This is a genomic window from Psychromonas sp. KJ10-2, from assembly GCF_047323255.1.
Lineage (GTDB): Bacteria > Pseudomonadota > Gammaproteobacteria > Enterobacterales > Psychromonadaceae > Psychromonas.
Genome location: NZ_CP178827.1, coordinates 3,175,337 through 3,191,442 on the forward strand (window position 1 = coordinate 3,175,337; position 16,106 = coordinate 3,191,442).

General features: G+C 38.5%; 12 protein-coding genes and 3 pseudogenes. 11 read left to right on the top strand and 4 right to left on the bottom strand.

What is annotated here, in order from left to right:
* The first annotated feature begins 40 nt into the window (after positions 1-40).
* Positions 41-391 carry a flagellar filament capping protein FliD gene (gene fliD, locus ACLKL2_RS15530; RefSeq protein WP_413692407.1) on the top strand — a complete coding sequence of 117 codons (351 nt, stop codon included), beginning with the start codon at positions 41-43 and terminating at the stop codon, positions 389-391.
* Between the two features lie 37 nt (positions 392-428).
* On the opposite strand, the gene ACLKL2_RS15535 is transcribed toward fliD, so the two are convergent.
* Both ACLKL2_RS15535 and fliS read right to left on the bottom strand, forming a co-directional pair.
* Complete coding sequence (locus ACLKL2_RS15535) at positions 429-728, bottom strand: hypothetical protein (RefSeq protein WP_413692408.1); 300 nt, start codon at positions 726-728, stop codon at positions 429-431.
* Positions 729-748: 20 nt separating this feature from the next.
* A complete protein-coding gene (gene fliS / locus ACLKL2_RS15540; RefSeq protein WP_413692409.1) occupies positions 749-1,144 on the bottom strand; it encodes a flagellar export chaperone FliS in 396 nt (131 codons plus the stop codon).
* A gap of 358 nt (positions 1,145-1,502) precedes the next feature.
* Between fliS and ACLKL2_RS15545 the strand changes: the two are divergent.
* From ACLKL2_RS15545 to ACLKL2_RS15575, 7 genes and pseudogenes are all read left to right on the top strand, one after another.
* Positions 1,503-2,953, top strand: a pseudogene (locus tag ACLKL2_RS15545) (sigma-54 dependent transcriptional regulator).
* A 199-nt stretch (positions 2,954-3,152) separates the two neighbouring features.
* Positions 3,153-4,235 (top strand): sensor histidine kinase, encoded by a 1,083-nt coding sequence (locus ACLKL2_RS15550; RefSeq protein WP_413692410.1) that lies wholly within the window; start codon positions 3,153-3,155, stop codon positions 4,233-4,235.
* A 2-nt stretch (positions 4,236-4,237) separates the two neighbouring features.
* Positions 4,238-5,654: pseudogene (locus ACLKL2_RS15555) on the top strand (sigma-54-dependent transcriptional regulator).
* Positions 5,655-5,793: 139 nt separating this feature from the next.
* Positions 5,794-6,813: a Fe(3+) ABC transporter substrate-binding protein gene (locus ACLKL2_RS15560; RefSeq protein WP_413692411.1), complete on the top strand. Its 1,020-nt coding sequence runs from the start codon at positions 5,794-5,796 to the stop codon at positions 6,811-6,813.
* A pseudogene (locus ACLKL2_RS15565) lies at positions 6,803-8,436 on the top strand (ABC transporter permease). Before ACLKL2_RS15560 ends, ACLKL2_RS15565 begins: the two are co-directional and overlap by 11 nt.
* Positions 8,436-8,888 (top strand): ATP-binding cassette domain-containing protein, encoded by a 453-nt coding sequence (locus tag ACLKL2_RS15570; RefSeq protein WP_413692412.1) that lies wholly within the window; start codon positions 8,436-8,438, stop codon positions 8,886-8,888. Before ACLKL2_RS15565 ends, ACLKL2_RS15570 begins: the two are co-directional and overlap by 1 nt.
* Positions 8,843-9,487 (top strand): ABC transporter ATP-binding protein, encoded by a 645-nt coding sequence (locus tag ACLKL2_RS15575; protein ID WP_413692413.1) that lies wholly within the window; start codon positions 8,843-8,845, stop codon positions 9,485-9,487. Before ACLKL2_RS15570 ends, ACLKL2_RS15575 begins: the two co-directional genes overlap by 46 nt.
* Positions 9,488-9,580: 93 nt before the next feature.
* Here the strand turns inward: ACLKL2_RS15575 and glnD are convergent, their stop codons facing one another.
* Positions 9,581-12,190, bottom strand: coding sequence for a [protein-PII] uridylyltransferase (glnD, locus tag ACLKL2_RS15580; RefSeq protein ID WP_413692414.1), 2,610 nt, complete (start codon positions 12,188-12,190; stop codon positions 9,581-9,583).
* 58 nt (positions 12,191-12,248) lie between these two features.
* Positions 12,249-13,037, bottom strand: coding sequence for a type I methionyl aminopeptidase (map, locus tag ACLKL2_RS15585; RefSeq protein ID WP_413692415.1), 789 nt, complete (start codon positions 13,035-13,037; stop codon positions 12,249-12,251).
* A gap of 397 nt (positions 13,038-13,434) precedes the next feature.
* Between map and rpsB the strand changes: the two genes are divergently transcribed.
* The 3 genes from rpsB to pyrH all read left to right on the top strand — a co-directional run bounded on the left by rpsB (position 13,435) and on the right by pyrH (position 16,069).
* Positions 13,435-14,166 (top strand): 30S ribosomal protein S2, encoded by a 732-nt coding sequence (gene rpsB / locus ACLKL2_RS15590; RefSeq protein WP_113817957.1) that lies wholly within the window; start codon positions 13,435-13,437, stop codon positions 14,164-14,166.
* Positions 14,167-14,265: 99 nt separating this feature from the next.
* A complete protein-coding gene (gene tsf, locus ACLKL2_RS15595) occupies positions 14,266-15,135 on the top strand; it encodes a translation elongation factor Ts (protein WP_113817956.1) in 870 nt (289 codons plus the stop codon).
* Between the two features lie 193 nt (positions 15,136-15,328).
* On the top strand, positions 15,329-16,069 hold the full coding sequence (gene pyrH, locus ACLKL2_RS15600; protein ID WP_113817955.1) for a UMP kinase: 741 nt from the start codon (positions 15,329-15,331) through the stop codon (positions 16,067-16,069).
* The last annotated feature ends 37 nt before the right edge of the window (positions 16,070-16,106 follow it).

The window sequence follows — 16,106 nt, forward strand, 5'->3', positions numbered from 1 at the left end:
TTTAGAGTCTACTGAAGGCAATTCAAAAGGTTTAAAAGCGGTGATCACAGGCGGTGAGTTAGGCGATAGAGGGAAAATATCCTATTCGCAAGGGATTAGCTCTATGTTGAACGGTATGCTTGATGGGATTATCGATAGTAATGTTAGTTCATCGGATGGTGATATTGATGTCAGTGGTTCTACCATAGATACGAAATTCGATTCTTTGTACAAACAGATAGGCTCTCTAGAGGAAGAGAAAGAGAGTTTAACCTTTAGAATGGAAAACCTAGAAGAGCGTTTATATTCGCAGTTTAATGCGATGGATACCGCCGTTTCTAACCTCAACTCGATGAAAGACTATTTAAAATCGGCACTTGATGCGTTACCTGGGTATACCAAAGAGAAGTAATGAGCTTTCTAAAGTTATGTCTTTAAAAAGCGCTTGTTTACTTATAGGCGTTAATTTTTTTCTTATTACGTTGCAAAATAAGTGCTTGTTCTTTTAAATCTTGGCCGACTTTTTCCGCTCTACTTTGTAAAGTATCAAGCCTCTCCTGTAGTTGATTAAGTGGCGCAATAGCAGAGATTAATTGCGCCTCAGTTAGGCTGCTGATGCAAGCCTTTAATTGCTTTCCAAACATCTCCTGTTGTTGAAGAAACTGTTCGTATTGTTGTTCATCCAATAACTTATGAAGCTGTTGTTCAGAGTCAAGTAAGGTTTGAATACCTGTTGCTAGATCTGTCATGTTAGCCTTTTAACGATTGGTTAACGGTTATACTGTTGGCGTATATTTAATGGGATACCATCCCAGCCCGATTTAATTTCAGTGATTAATTTTAATACTTCACTCAACGGTTCTGCATCATTGTGACGTGTTGCCTGATTAACTCGACGGATCATATACGCGTATAAATCGTACAGATTGGTTGAGATCTCTCCGCCTTTTTCCATATCCAAACTATTTTGTAATTCGCCGATTAAGCCAATTACACGGGTTAACATGGTATTTCTATTTTCAATCTCTTTACGCTCTATTGCCCCTTTAGCACCTGCTAAGTTCCCTTGTATGTGCTGCATAATTAAAGAGACTAAGGTATGAGGATCAGCCTGCTCAATGTTATTCATACTGGAGTTTTTATATTGTTGAAGCGAACGACGCATATTACTTTCCTTGCTAAAAAACAGTTAATCTATGATGTTTTATGTATGTCTAATATTTAAAAGCCAGTGTCTATCTGTAATAGATTTATTATTGAACTGCTGTCTTTTACTATTGTAGTTTTTACCTACTAGGGTAGCCAGCTTTATGACTATTTACGACTTATTGAATAGAATAAGCAAAATATATGCCTGTTATGTAGTAACTAGGCTTAAAATAATAACTTTTTATTGATAACAGAGTATTAAAATATATTCAGGTGTCATTTTACGGGCATTGTCATCTTTTTGACGATTTTACATGCAAAAATAATAAATTACTCTACACTATTAGGTAGTTTAATTTTTATGGATATTAATTATGCAGCAACGCGCTTCAATTTATTTAGTGGATACCACAGCGGAACAAACAGCGATATTAGAAACTGTTTTACAATTTGTCGGCGAAACTTATCAAATAATAAATTTTGAAGACCTTGAGCAGCAATTGACGCAATCTCCCGCGTTAGCTGTTATTTATGGTGACCAAGCAAGTCATCTAAGTGCTGCATTAGCTGCATTTCCAAAGGTACCTTTTATTAGTTTTTCTGGTGATGTCACTGATCTTGATGGCAATCATATTGGTGTACTTAGTGTACCTATCATTTATTCAGAATTAACCCAATTACTGCATTATTGTCAAAACTTCTTAAACCCAAACCACCAATTGAGTAAGGCTAATAAGTATTTAATTACGTCCTTGGTGGGTAAAGGGCAACGTATTCAAGAAATCCGCTATTTGGTTGAACAGGTAGCTGAAAGTAATGCTAATGTTTTAGTATTGGGTGAATCGGGTACTGGTAAGGAAGTGGTTGCTCGTGCAATTCATCAAGTATCTAATCGTAAAAAAGGTCCTTTTGTACCGGTAAACTGTGGAGCAATTCCTGCTGAGTTATTAGAAAGTGAGTTGTTTGGTCATGAGAAAGGAGCCTTTACTGGTGCTTTTTCTTCACGTAAAGGTCGCTTTGAATTAGCTGAAGGTGGCACACTATTCTTAGATGAAATTGGTGATATGCCAATGCCGATGCAAGTGAAACTGTTACGTGTACTTCAAGAGCGTACCTTTGAACGAGTAGGTGGTACTAAGTCAATTCAAGCAGATGTTCGTGTGGTAGCGGCCACCCATCGTAATTTAGAAGAGATGATTGTTGAAGGGACTTTCCGAGAAGACTTATTCTATCGTTTAAATGTATTCCCAATTGAAAAACCAGCCTTGCGTGATCGCCAAGAAGATATTCCATTACTGCTGCAAGAGTTATTATCTCGTCTAGAGGGAGCATAAAGCGACGTTACGTTTTACTCAACGTGCATTAGATTCGTTGATGCAACATAGTTGGCTTGGGTAATGTGCGTGAATTGTCTAACTTACTTGAGCGATTATTAATTTTACACAGTAATAAGATTATTGATATTACTGAGCTACCAGTAAAATACCGCTACTTAGACAATCAAGCTGAAGCGGTTGATCAGGTACAATATAGCATTGAGCAAGAAGAGTTAATGGAGCGTGATGCGTTATCAGGTATGTTTGGTGGTACACCGATATTATCCGATGAAAGTGAAATAGAAGATGAGTCTTTAGGTTTCTTAGGTCACCTGCCTGCAGAAGGAATGAATTTAAAAGATAAGTTGGTGGAGTTTGAAATTGAGATGATCCGCCAAGCAATCGACTCTCAAGATGGCGTGGTATCGCATGCCGCAGAGTTGCTATCAATGCGTCGTACAACCTTAGTAGAAAAAATGAAAAAGTATGGTTTAAATAAAGAAGGTTGATGATTCTTAGCCATATTCTCTATCCTATAAAACCGTGCTATCAGCACGGTTTTTCGTTTTTAAAATCCTTTATTTTATCAAAATTAAACTGTCATTTTTATGGCGATTACAGTTTATCTTGTTGTTAATCATGGTTATTTATTTTTTGGCATAATAACTGCTTAGTAGTGATATCTATACTTATTTATTAGGTGTCGCCATGACCAAAACAGAATCGACTCAAGCATCATCATTACAAACAGAAAGCTATGTAGGAGAGTTAGAGCAACTTCGTGCTCAAGCTAACTATATGGATCAATTGTACAATGAATTGCCTTCTGGTTTGATTGTTATTGATGGTAATGGGATTGTTGAGCAAGCAAATCGTGTGGCGATACAACTATTGGGTGAACCATTAGAGAATATGCGTTGGAGCGATATCATTAAACGCTCATTTAGCCCTAAAAATGATGATGGTCATGAAATTTCATTAAAAAATGGTCGCCGTATTCAGCTCTCTATCTCATCATTGGAAGGTCAGCCTGGTCAGCTTATTCTCCTCACTGACTTAACACATACTCGTCAATTGCAAGAGCATGTTGCTACCTTAAAGCGTTTGTCTTCATTAGGAAAAATGGTGGCTTCATTAGCGCATCAAATACGCACACCTTTATCTGCCGCTATGTTATACGGTGCTAATTTAGCCAATAAAACCCTTAATGAAGCAGCCCGTTCACGCTTTCAAGGTAAGCTAATGAATCGTTTGCAAGACCTAGAAACACAGGTCAACGATATGTTGTTGTTTGCACGTAGCGGTGAGCAAAAAATAGTTGAAGAGGTCTCTGTTGCAGCACTGTTAGAAGAGGTTAAGAATGCCAGTGATGCCATGATGTTAAGTGTGTCAGGCAAGCTGCAGTGTAAATTACCTGATCCAGACCTGTTTATCCTTGCGAATAAAAATGCCCTAACTAGTGCCATGACCAACCTTATTTCTAATGCCGTTGAAGCAACAGGAAAAGGTGCTCAACTGTATATTAGTGCGATTCAGCGTGGTGAAGACAAAATTGAAATTTCAGTGATGGACAATGGACCAGGTATTGAAAAACAACGTTTAGCAAAAGTGATGGAAGCCTTTTATACCACCAAGTCGCAAGGTACCGGGTTAGGGTTAGCCGTAGTTCAAGGTGTAGTGCAATCTCATAAAGGCACAGTAGAAGTAAAATCAGAAGTGGGTAAGGGCAGTTGCTTCACCCTAGTATTACCACTTCACCGTGTGCAATTAAGTAAAGTAGTAGGAGCTTAACTATGAGTCATAATCAATCTCAAGGTAAATTATTAGTTGTTGAAGACGATGCTGGTTTACGTGAAGCGCTAATAGACACACTTATGCTAGCAGGTTATGACTGTCAAGAAGTCGACAGTGCAGAGTCTGCGTTAATCGCTTTAACGAAATCAACCTTTGATTTAGTGGTCAGTGATATCCAAATGGGAGGAATGAGCGGTTTAACGCTATTACAAAATATCAAAAGTAAATACCCTGAAACCCCAGTACTATTAATGACTGCTTACGCCACCATTGACGACGCAGTAAAAGCAATTCGTGATGGTGCTATAGACTATTTAGCTAAGCCGTTCTCTCCGGAAGTTTTATTAAATCAAGTGAGTCGTTATGCGCCTGTGCATAAAGTGCCTTCGTGTACGCCTGTGTTTGGTGATCCTTCAACGGCTGCTCTATTAAGTGTGGCTGAAAAAGTCGCTGCCACCGATGCATCTGTTATGATAACCGGGCCAAGTGGTTCAGGTAAAGAGGTCTTATCGCGTTATCTACATGACAAATCAGCACGTAAAGATAATCCTTTTATTGCTATTAATTGTGGGGCTATTCCTGAAAACATGTTGGAAGCAACCTTATTTGGTTATGAAAAAGGCGCTTTCACAGGGGCTATTCAAGCCTGTCCTGGTAAATTCGAGCAAGCACAAAATGGTACGATTTTATTAGATGAAATTACCGAAATGCCATTGGAGTTACAGGTTAAGTTATTACGTGTTTTACAAGAGCGAGAAGTGGAACGTTTAGGCTCTCGTAAAACCATTAAATTAAACATTCGAGTATTAGCGACCAGTAACCGAGATCTGAAAAAAGCAGTTGAAGCCGGTATCTTTCGTGAGGATCTGTATTATCGCTTGAATGTTTTTCCACTGCAATGGTTACCATTAGCGCAGCGCAAAGGGGATATTCTACCTCTAGCAACACACTTATTAGCTTATCACGCAACAGATCAAGCGTTAGCGATTCCTAGTTTATCCACACAAGCCGAACAGTTATTGGTTAATTATACTTGGCCAGGTAACGTACGTGAGTTGGATAACGTCATGCAACGTGCATTGATTTTATCTGTGGGTGAAGTGATTGGATGTGAAGCCTTGATTTTAGAAGACCAACAATTTGAACATATTCTACAACCTGCAGTGATCAGTACAGATACAATTATAAATACTAGCCCAATAGAGCAACCAAAAAATACCAATAGTGATGCAATAGCGAATGATGATGGTTTAGGTCAAGGTTTGAAGCAACAAGAGCAGAAAATAATCCTAGATGCGTTACATACTTGCCGTGGTAAACGTAAAGATGTTGCTGAATTATTAGGGATTAGTCCACGCACCTTTACGTTACAAAATTGCCCGTATGAAAGAACAGGGTATCGCTTTACCTGCTTAATAATAGGTAGCGCTTAACTATGTTAATTATCAATAATTACTGAAAAGAGATCTAACGACAGTTTATGTCTTGAAAATAAGAACTATTATCAATAGAATGAGTTTGAAATTAACTTATACACTTATTCAAAGGAAGAGATATGTCTATTAAAAAAGGTTTAACTGTCTTGTTTGCTGGTGCTTCTGTGCTGGCTAGCTCAATGTCATTAGCGGCTGAAGAGGTTAATGTTTATTCTTATCGCCAACCTTTTTTGGTTGAGCCTATGATGAAAGAATTCACTGCCGAAACAGGTATCAAAGTGAATATTTTATTTGCTAAAAAAGGCTTGATTGAGCGTATTAAACGAGAAGGGCAGTTATCAACAGCTGACCTTATGTTAACCTCTGATTTTAGTCGTTTAGCTTTATTTACTGAAGATGGCTTAGCGCAACCAGTAAATAGTGAAGTGTTAGATCGTAATATTCCAAGTAAATTTCAAGGTGAAAAGAAACAATGGTTTGCGCTAACTAGCCGTACTCGTAATATCTATTCTTCTGTTGAGCGTGTTGGCCCTGCACCAACTATTACTTATCAAGACCTTGCTACCCCTGCTTTTAAAGGCAAGGTATGTATGCGCTCTGGTAAACATCCATACAATGTTTCATTATTAGCTTCTATTATTGCCCATGAAGGTGAAGCAAAAGCAAAAACTTGGTTAGAAGGTTTAAAAGCTAACTTAGCGCGTAAACCACAGGGTAACGACCGTGCACAAGTGAAAGCAGTAAAAGAAGGTTTATGTGATTACGCATTAACTAACAGTTACTATCTTGGCAAAATGCTCAATGATCCAAAACAGATTTCTTGGGCGGAATCAGTGCATATCAACTTCCCTAATCAAGCAACAACGGGTACACATATGAATGTTAGTGGTATCGCTTTAGTGAAGCATGCGCCTAACAAAACTAATGCAATTAAACTGATGGAATTCTTATCGGGTGATGTTGCTCAAGAGATGTATGCGGAAATCAATTACGAATACCCAGTAAAAGAAGGGGTTAAACCTTCGAAATTAGTTGCATCTTGGGGACAATTTAAAGAAGATGAGCTTAAATTATCAGAGGTAGCTGCACAGCATGAAGCAGCTATTAAGTTACTGGATGAAGTGAAATTTGATCTCTAAATCGTTCAACCCATACAAGTTACTACCTTGGTTAGTAACTTGTATTTTGTTATCCCCTGTTCTTGCCATCTTTTTAAACGCTTTTAGTTTTGATCAAAGTGGCAGTTTTCAACACCTTTTAAATACCGTTTTACCGACTTATATCAGCAACTCTGTGTTGGTGATTGTGTTAGTTGTATTAATTAGTCTGGTCTTTGCCTTACCCTGTGCATGGTTTGTTGCTTGTTGTGAATTCCCAACGCGACAAAAGTTACAGTGGATTTTAATGTTACCCTTGGCGATGCCTCCCTACATTGTAGCTATTGTGTATACGGATCTCTTAGACTTTGCAGGCCCTGTTCAGCTTACTCTGCGAGATTGGTTTGGTTGGGAATCTATTCATGATTATTACTTCCCAGATATTCGCACACTGTTTGGCGCTTCATTTGTTTTAGCCTTATCACTTTTTCCTTATTTATATCTATTACTCCGTGGTGCTTTTTTAACACAGTCTGCTGGATTGTTTCAGGCAGCAAGAACCTTAGGGTTATCACCTTATCAGGCATTTTGGCGAGTGAGTATTCCACTGTCACGGTCGGCAATGGCTGTTGGTATCTCTTTGATCGCGATGGAAACCTTAGGTGACTTCGCCACCGTTAACTACTTTGCAGTACATACACTGACCACGGCTATCTATGATACTTGGTTAGAGTTAGGGAGTTTAACAACCGCTGCAAAAATTTCGTCTTTGATGTTATTAGCGCTAGTGATTTTAATTTCTTTAGAAAACTATAGTCGCCGTAAACAACAACTCCATCAACGTAATAGTAGTGGCAGTAACGATTTACGCTTCCATCTTACTGGTTGGAAAAAGTGGGGCGTGTTGATTTTTACTTGGTCGTTAATAGGTTTATCTTTATTTATCCCGATTGGTACCTTGTTATATTACGCCTTCCACTATTTTAGTGAGTCATTAAACGAGCAGCTGTTTAATTATACTGTGAATAGTCTCTGGTTAGCCTTTTTAGTGGCTATACTGGCGCTATTGGTTGCACTCGTGGTGAATTTTTATCAACGTTTAAGTCCAGTGTATTTGCTAAGTCGAGTATCCGCTTATCTTCTTTAGGTTATGCTGTACCTGGTACTGTGGTAGCGATAGGGGTGTTGATTCCATTAACTAGTTTAGATTTGTTACTTCATGAGTTTCTGCATCGATGGGAGTTATCGCCTGTAGGGCTGTTATTTTCTGGGTCATTAGTGGTGTTAGTGTTAGGCTATTTAGTGCGTTTTAGTGCCATTGCTGTTGGTAGTGTGGATAGCAGTTTAGTGCAGGTTTCACCATCTTTAGATTTAGCATCAAGAAGCTTAGGTAACGGGCCTGCTAAAACACTGTGGCGAGTGAATATACCACTGATTAAAAAAGGCTTATTAACCGCCTTTATTTTAGTTTTTATAGAATCAATGAAAGAGTTACCCGCGGCGTTATTGTTACGTCCATTCAACTTTGAAACTCTGGCTACTTACGTGTATCAATATGTATCCGATGAGATGATTGAGTATGCGGCCTTACCTGCTTTAATGATCATTGCATTAGGCTTAATTCCCTTTATTGTGGTGAATCGTTTATTGGAGCAAAAGCATTAATGAGTGCATTAAATATTCAAAACCTAAGTTGTTCATATCAAAAAACAGCGGTATTAACTGGCTTAAATTTAACGTTAAAGGACAACGAGATTGTTTGCCTACTTGGTGAAAGTGGTTGTGGTAAAACCACTTTATTGAGGGCTGTTGCTGGTCTACAAGCTGAACTTTCTGGTCATATTAGTATTCAACAAAAAGTACTGAACGATCCACATATTAATATGCCTCCTGAGCTTAGAAAAATTGGGCTTATTTTCCAAGATTACGCACTATTTCCTCACTTGAATGTGTTTGATAACGTAGCTTTCTCATTAGCGAGTAAGATGCCTAAAAGTGAAAAGCAGCAACGTGTTGCAGAAGTGCTGTCTTTAGTTCAACTCAGTGAGATGGGGAAGCGTTTCCACATCAATTGTCTGGTGGTCAACAGCAGCGTATTGCCATTGCTCGTGCATTAGCTTATCAACCAGATTTGATGTTATTGGATGAACCTTTTTCCAACTTGGATCAGCATGTACGTTTTCAATTGATTCATGAAATTCGTCATTTGTTTAAACAACGTCAAATGAGTGCCTTGTTTGTAACCCATTCTAAAGAAGAAGGGTTTGCCTTTGCAGATCGTATTGCTTTGATGAAGGCTGGAAAAATAGTGCAAATCGATACCGCACAACAATTATATCGAGCGCCTAATTCAATCTATGTAGCTGACTTTATAGGCCAAACTAACTATATTGATTTGAGTATTATTGATGACTACAGCTATCAAAGTTGCTTTGGTGTACTGAATACACACAATAAGATTGAGCAGTCTAAAACTGTAAAATTACGCTTATTATTGAGGCCTGAACATATTGATATCTCCCCAGACATGCAGGGTCAGGCTGTTGTTAAACAGGTCGATTTTCAAGGACCTTCTCAACAGATAACCGCGCAGTTTGCTGGTCAAGAGTTCCTGATTAAATACAGTAATCATACTTGTGATAGCGTATTCTTTAAGGTGGGAGACAAGGTATCTCTAAGCTTGCTGAATCATGACTTTGTGGTTTTTGAGGATTAGTTCAATCATCCTATCGTTTACATTTCCTTATCTAGTAAAAAGCCAGTGCTTAATTAAGTCACTGGCTTTTTTATAGTTACTACTTACGCAGCATTATGTACTTGGGCTTAACTCATACATTAGGCTAGCTTTTAACGCGTCTTCTTGTTCCTTGGTTAATGCATCACCTTCAACTGTAGAAACAATGAATAGATCCTCTGCTCTTTCACCTATGGTGGTGATTTTTGCGGTATCTAGCATTAAACCATGGTCCACAAATACTGTGCCTATATTGGCTAAAATACCTGGTGCATCAAAGGCAACTACTTCAATTTGAGTGCGTTTACGGCGGGTTGGTAAAAAGGTAATTTGTGGTTCAAATTTAAAAGGTCTTTTTACTCGCTCTAATCGAATAATGTTGGAGTTCACTATGTGCGGTTTTAATAAAGTATCAATGATCGCTTCTTTAACACGCTGAATTTTATCCACGTCAATATGCTCACCATCTTCTTCTAAGACGGTAAAGGTACTTAGTGAGTAATTATCACGGCTAGATAGTATTTTTGCATCTTGTACACTGAGTTTCTTATTATCAATCTCAGTTACCACTGATGAAAACAGAGTACGAATATCTTTACTGTATACGAATATCTCACTACCACGGGCATTTTCAGTGCTGATTAACACTAAAGGGCGATCGTGATCTTGATGTGTTAATAGATGCTTTGTATGCCAACAGATTTGCGCTGAGGTATAGCGGAAAAAATAGTTGAGTCTGAAGCGTTTCCATAGCGGTCGCACATGCTCTTCACTAATGCCTTGGTTAGCTAAAACGGTTAATGCTTTTTGCTGACGATCGCGAATACGGTCACGTACATCAGGTGGGTTTTCCAAACCACGACGTAACGCTGTTAAGGTTTTATAGTATAAATCACGTAACAGTGAAGCTTTCCAGCTATTCCATGTTTCTTCATTGGTGGCACAAATATCTGCCACTGTCAGACAATAAAGTAGATTCAGGTGTTTCTCGTCCCTGACTGTTTTAGCAAACTCAATGATTACGTTAGGATCACTAATATCACGACGTTGTGCTGTTACAGACATGGTTAAGTGATGCTCTACTAACCAAGCCACAACTTTACTTTCATGACGAGTTAAACCGTGCAGGCCACAAAATGCTAAGGCATCTACAGCACCTAGGGTCGAGTGATCGCCTTGCTGACCTTTGGCAATATCATGGAAAATAGTGGCTAAAAATAGTAGTTCAGGTTTTTCTAAGCCTTTGAATATCTCATGGGCTAAAGGGTGCTCTGCTTTACTATTAGGGTAATTATTAATTAATTTAGCCAGTTTATGTGTATGTGCATCTACCGTATAAGCATGGAATAGATCAAATTGCATCTGCCCGACAATACGACTCCATTGTGGAATATAAGCGGCTAATACACCATGTTCATACATTAGAGTGAAAGGTAACCCCATGCCTCTAGGGTGCCTGATAATCTCCATAAAGACCGAACGACACTCTGGGATGTTTTGCAACCAATGGGTTAAGCATCGGCGAGCTTCACGGAGTTCCCTTAAGGTTGCTGAATAGATCCCTTTGATACGTTTGTCATCGGCGATATGGACAAACAATTGAATAATAGCTTCAGGATTTTCTTGGAAATAACCAGAGGTGGTTAATTCAATTTTATTACCACGTATTCTAAAGTTATCATCGATATCATGAAACTCTGTGGCAACATTCCCTAAGATAGCTTCATCAAAGTACTGTAATAGCATCTCATTCAGTTCTTTAACGCGACGAATCGTTTGGTAGAACATTTTCATCATCTGCTCTACGGCTTCGTTACGTTGCCCTGTGTAACCTAATAACTTGGCTACATCACTTTGAAAATCAAATAATAAGCGGTTGTCAGGGCGATTAGTGACGGTATGAACAGCAAAACGAATCATCCATAACTGCGATTGGCAGTCACTAATCTCATGGTATTCGGCTTGAGTAATATAACCGTATGAAGTCAACTCTAATAAGCTTTGCGCATCAAAATGACGTTTAGATACCCAAGCAATCGTTTGAATATCTCGTAAACCACCACAGCCATTTTTAATATCGGGTTCTAGTGTATAACCATCACCTCTACAATTTTTATGACGGCCAAATTGTTCCTCTTTTTTGATAGTGAAAAACTTATCCGATGGCCAAAAATCATCTTCTGCAATCACTTCTTGTAGCTTATCAAAGGTTTGTTGATTACCTTTTAATAAACGAGACTCAATCATGCTGGTGGCAATAGTAATATCTGCTTTGCCTTGCTCAATACAATCTTGGATGGTGCGGACACTATTACCTACATCTAACTTTAAATCCCAAAGCAACGTAATTAACTGGCCTATTTTTCCTTCAGAGGTTTTACTAAACCCATGGTCAGATAGTATTAATAGATCAATATCAGACTTTGGATGTAACTCTCCACGACCGTATCCACCTACTGCTAATAGACTGAGATCGTAACTTTCATCCAGCCCTACAAAATCCCATAACCGACCTAACAATTCATCTACATATAAGGCTCGCATGGCAACAATATCGTTAATGTGTTGTTTAGCTTTAAACTGCTCAAGTTGCCAGTCAGAAAATGCTTGGAGGTGATTTTTGAGAAAAGGAATCGTGAGATCTTTTGGTTGAATATTTAGCGGAGAATACTGTTCAAAGTCCATCTATAGCCTCGATATTGAAGCCTGCACAGAAGAGGGTGTGCACAGGCTATTTTTACATTTATGCTGGGTTAATAATACGCTCTATTGTCTCTTCAGGACGTAATGTTAAAATTTCAACACCCGTTTCTGTTACTAATAAAGTATGTTCCCATTGTGCAGATAATTTTTTATCTTTAGTGACAACAGTCCATTCGTCACGCAATACTTTACAGGCTGCTTTACCGGCATTAAGCATAGGTTCAATAGTAAAACATTGTCCTGCTTTTAAGACTTCGCCTGTGCCTTTTTTACCGTAATGTAATACTTGTGGTTCTTCATGGAAACCAGCACCAATACCATGGCCGCAATATTCACGTACGATTGAGTAGTTATGGTTTTCTGCATGTTTTTGAATTGCCGCACCGATATCACCTAGGCGAGCGCCTGGTTTAACCATGTTGATACCAATGTATAGACATTCTTGTGCTACACGAGATAGACGTTCCGCAAGGATAGTACCTTTACCAACCATGAACATTTTTGATGTGTCGCCGTGATAACCGTCTTTGATTACTGTGATATCAATATTCAGCGCATCGCCGTCTTTTAGTGGTTTGTCATTTGGAATACCGTGACATACAACGTAGTTTAATGAAGTACAGATTGATTTAGGAAAACCGTGGTAATTTAAAGGTGCTGGAATACCGCCTTGCACATTGACTATGTAGTCGTGACAAAGTTGATTCAACTCATTGGTTGTTACACCTTTTTTGATATGCGGTTCAATCATAGTTAATACATCAGCTGCTTGTTGACCAGCAACGCGCATTTTCTCTATTTCTTCTGGGGTTTTGATTAGTCCTGCCATGAGAGTTCTCTACACTTTTTTGAATAAAAATTTATAGCGTAACTATAAAGAATTTTGGGCGCTGGTGCTAGACAAAATAATAACAAGTCGGTTTAAAGGAGGGGCTTACTCTGATTAAATAATAGACTTAAAAAAAGTTATTCGATACACTATTTATTGAGCTAATTTAGTAACTATGGTATAAAGCGCACCGAGATTGATAGATTAATTTTTTGATCGCTTTCTCAAATAATCCAAATAATCTGTTTGATATCTATAACATATTGAATATTAAAGATTATTATTTAAATAACACACACGCATCGACACGTCACTCGGGGTGCCTTTTTCTGTTTAAGAAATAAATGGTCGAGTGTATGGGATGTGTGGAGGCCTAACCCCTTAAGAGGAAATTCAAATGGCAACAGTATCAATGCGCGATATGCTACAAGCAGGCGTTCACTTCGGTCACCAAACTCGTTACTGGAACCCAAAAATGAAACCATTCATTTTTGGTGCTCGTAACAAAGTTCATATCATCAACCTTGAAAAAACAGTTCCAATGTTTAACCAAGCGCTTAACTTCTTAGAAGCTAAAGCAGCTAAAAAAGGTAAAATCCTTTTTGTTGGTACTAAACGTGCAGCTTCAGAAGCTGTTAAAGAAGCTGCTATTTCATGTGATCAGTTTTACGTAGATCACCGCTGGTTAGGTGGTATGTTGACTAACTGGAAAACAGTTCGTCAATCGATCAAACGTTTGAAAGATCTTGAAACTCAAAGCCAAGACGGTACTTTTGACAAGCTAACTAAGAAAGAAGCGCTAATGCGTACTCGTGAATTAGAAAAGCTTGAAAAAACACTTGGTGGTATCAAAAACATGGGTGGTATCCCAGATGCAATCTTCGTAATCGATGCAGATCACGAGCACATTGCAATTAAAGAAGCGAATAACCTAGGTATTCCAGTTATCGCTGTTGTAGATACTAACTCTTGCCCAGATAACATCGATTACATCGTTCCTGGTAATGATGATGCTATCCGTGCAGTTAAGCTTTACTTAAGTGCAGCTGCTGAAGCTGTTAAAGAAGGCCGTACTGCAGAAGTAGTAGTCGCTGAAGGTTTTGTTGAAGAAGAATCAGCTGAGAAATAAGCTCTTCTTTAAATAGAAGCTCTTATTAACCAATATTTGGTTGGTTATCAGGGGTCTATATGACCCCTTTTTTATAGAAATAATATAGGAATTCAAACGATGGCTATTACAGCTAAGCAAGTTAAAGAACTTCGTGACCGCACAGCTGCGGGTATGATGGATTGTAAAAAAGCATTAGTTGAGGCAGATGGCGACATCGAGCTTGCAATTGAAAATATGCGTAAATCAGGTGCAATTAAAGCAGCTAAAAAAGCAGGCCGTATCGCTGCTGAAGGCGCTATCTTTGCTAAAACAGACGGTACTACAGCATTAATCATTGAAGTTAACTGTGAAACAGACTTCGTTGCAATGGATAAAAGCTTCTTAGCATTCGCTGAAAAAGTAGCTGATATTGCACTTGCAAACAAAGTTGACTCAGTTGAAGCACTAAACGCACTTGCATACGATGACATTACAGTTGACGAAGCACGTGAACTTTTAGTTGCTAAAATCGGTGAAAACATTTCTGTACGTCGTTTACAAATCGTTGAAGGTGAAAACCTAGGCGCTTACGTACACAGCCGTAAAATCGGTGTTATCTCTGTGCTAACTGGCGGTGACGCTGAACTAGCTAAAGATATCGCAATGCACGTTGCAGCAGCTGCTCCTCAGTTTGTTAAGCCTGAAGATGTACCTGCAGACGTAGTTGCTAAAGAAAAAGAAATTCAATTACAAATCGCGATTGAAAGTGGCAAGCCTGCTGAAATCGCAGAGAAGATGGTTAATGGTCGTATGGCTAAATTTACTGGTGAAGTAAGTTTAACTGGTCAATCTTTCATTAAAGACCCATCAATCTCTGTTGCTAAACTTCTTAAAGGTGCAAGTGCAGACGTTGTTTCGTTTGTTCGCCTAGAAGTTGGTGAAGGTATTGAGAAAAAAGAAGAAGATTTTGCTGCTGAAGTTGCTGCAACAATGGCTGCTGCTAAGTAATCTACTTCAAAAATAATAGGTAATGTTTAACACATAGGCCGTTGTAAAAAAGAACCGCGGCATGACTGCGGTTCTTTTATATTAAAAAGTAATAGAAATTTTCCGAATAATCACCTACTTTAGTCCTATTTTTTAAAACTCTTTTGAAAATTTTTTAAAAAATCGGTATTATTTCAACTTAAGGAATGGAATTATGAGCACTAACCCAAAATCTGCTTATCGTCGTATTTTATTAAAATTGAGTGGCGAGGCTCTCGTTGGTGAAGAAGGGTTCGGTATTGACCCAAAAGTGCTAGATCGCATGGCCTTAGAGATCAAATCTTTAATTGAATCTGGTGTTCAAGTTGGTTTGGTTATTGGTGGCGGTAATATCTTCCGTGGTGCTGGCTTAGCACAAGCTGGTATGAATCGTGTTGTAGGTGATCACATGGGCATGTTAGCAACGGTAATGAACGGTTTAGCAATGCGTGATGCATTACATCGTTCACACGTGAACTCTCGCTTAATGTCGGCTATCCCATTAAACGGTGTATGTGATGATTATAACTGGGCTGAAGCGATTAAGTATTTAAAACTAGGTACAGTAGTTATCTTCTCTGCAGGTACTGGTAACCCATTCTTTACTACTGATTCTGCAGCCTGTTTACGTGGTATCGAAATCGAAGCAGATGCAGTATTAAAAGGAACAAAAGTAGATGGTGTTTACGACGCAGACCCTGTTAAAAACCCTGATGCTAAACTGTACAGTGTATTAGATTACCAAACAGTATTAGAAAAAGAGCTGCAAGTGATGGATTTAGCTGCCTTTACCTTAGCACGTGACCATAGCTTGCCAATTCGTGTATTTAACATGAATAAACCTGGTGCATTAAGTCGTGTTGTTTTAGGTGGTGATGAAGGTACAACTATTACTCACGCAGAAGAAAATATTTAACTATCAATCAAATAGTGTTGATATAGACTCAATAAGT

Excerpts from the sequence above, each read along its gene's own strand:
- ACLKL2_RS15535 (WP_413692408.1), bottom strand. The coding sequence starts at position 728 with ATGACAGATCTAGCAACAGGTATTCAAACCTTACTTGACTCTGAACAA.
- fliS (WP_413692409.1), bottom strand. The coding sequence starts at position 1,144 with ATGCGTCGTTCGCTTCAACAATATAAAAACTCCAGTATGAATAACATT.
- ACLKL2_RS15550 (WP_413692410.1), top strand. The coding sequence starts at position 3,153 with ATGACCAAAACAGAATCGACTCAAGCATCATCATTACAAACAGAAAGC.
- ACLKL2_RS15560 (WP_413692411.1), top strand. The coding sequence starts at position 5,794 with ATGTCTATTAAAAAAGGTTTAACTGTCTTGTTTGCTGGTGCTTCTGTG.
- ACLKL2_RS15570 (WP_413692412.1), top strand. The coding sequence starts at position 8,436 with ATGAGTGCATTAAATATTCAAAACCTAAGTTGTTCATATCAAAAAACA.
- glnD (WP_413692414.1), bottom strand. The coding sequence starts at position 12,190 with ATGGACTTTGAACAGTATTCTCCGCTAAATATTCAACCAAAAGATCTC.
- map (WP_413692415.1), bottom strand. The coding sequence starts at position 13,037 with ATGGCAGGACTAATCAAAACCCCAGAAGAAATAGAGAAAATGCGCGTT.
- rpsB (WP_113817957.1), top strand. The coding sequence starts at position 13,435 with ATGGCAACAGTATCAATGCGCGATATGCTACAAGCAGGCGTTCACTTC.
- tsf (WP_113817956.1), top strand. The coding sequence starts at position 14,266 with ATGGCTATTACAGCTAAGCAAGTTAAAGAACTTCGTGACCGCACAGCT.
- pyrH (WP_113817955.1), top strand. The coding sequence starts at position 15,329 with ATGAGCACTAACCCAAAATCTGCTTATCGTCGTATTTTATTAAAATTG.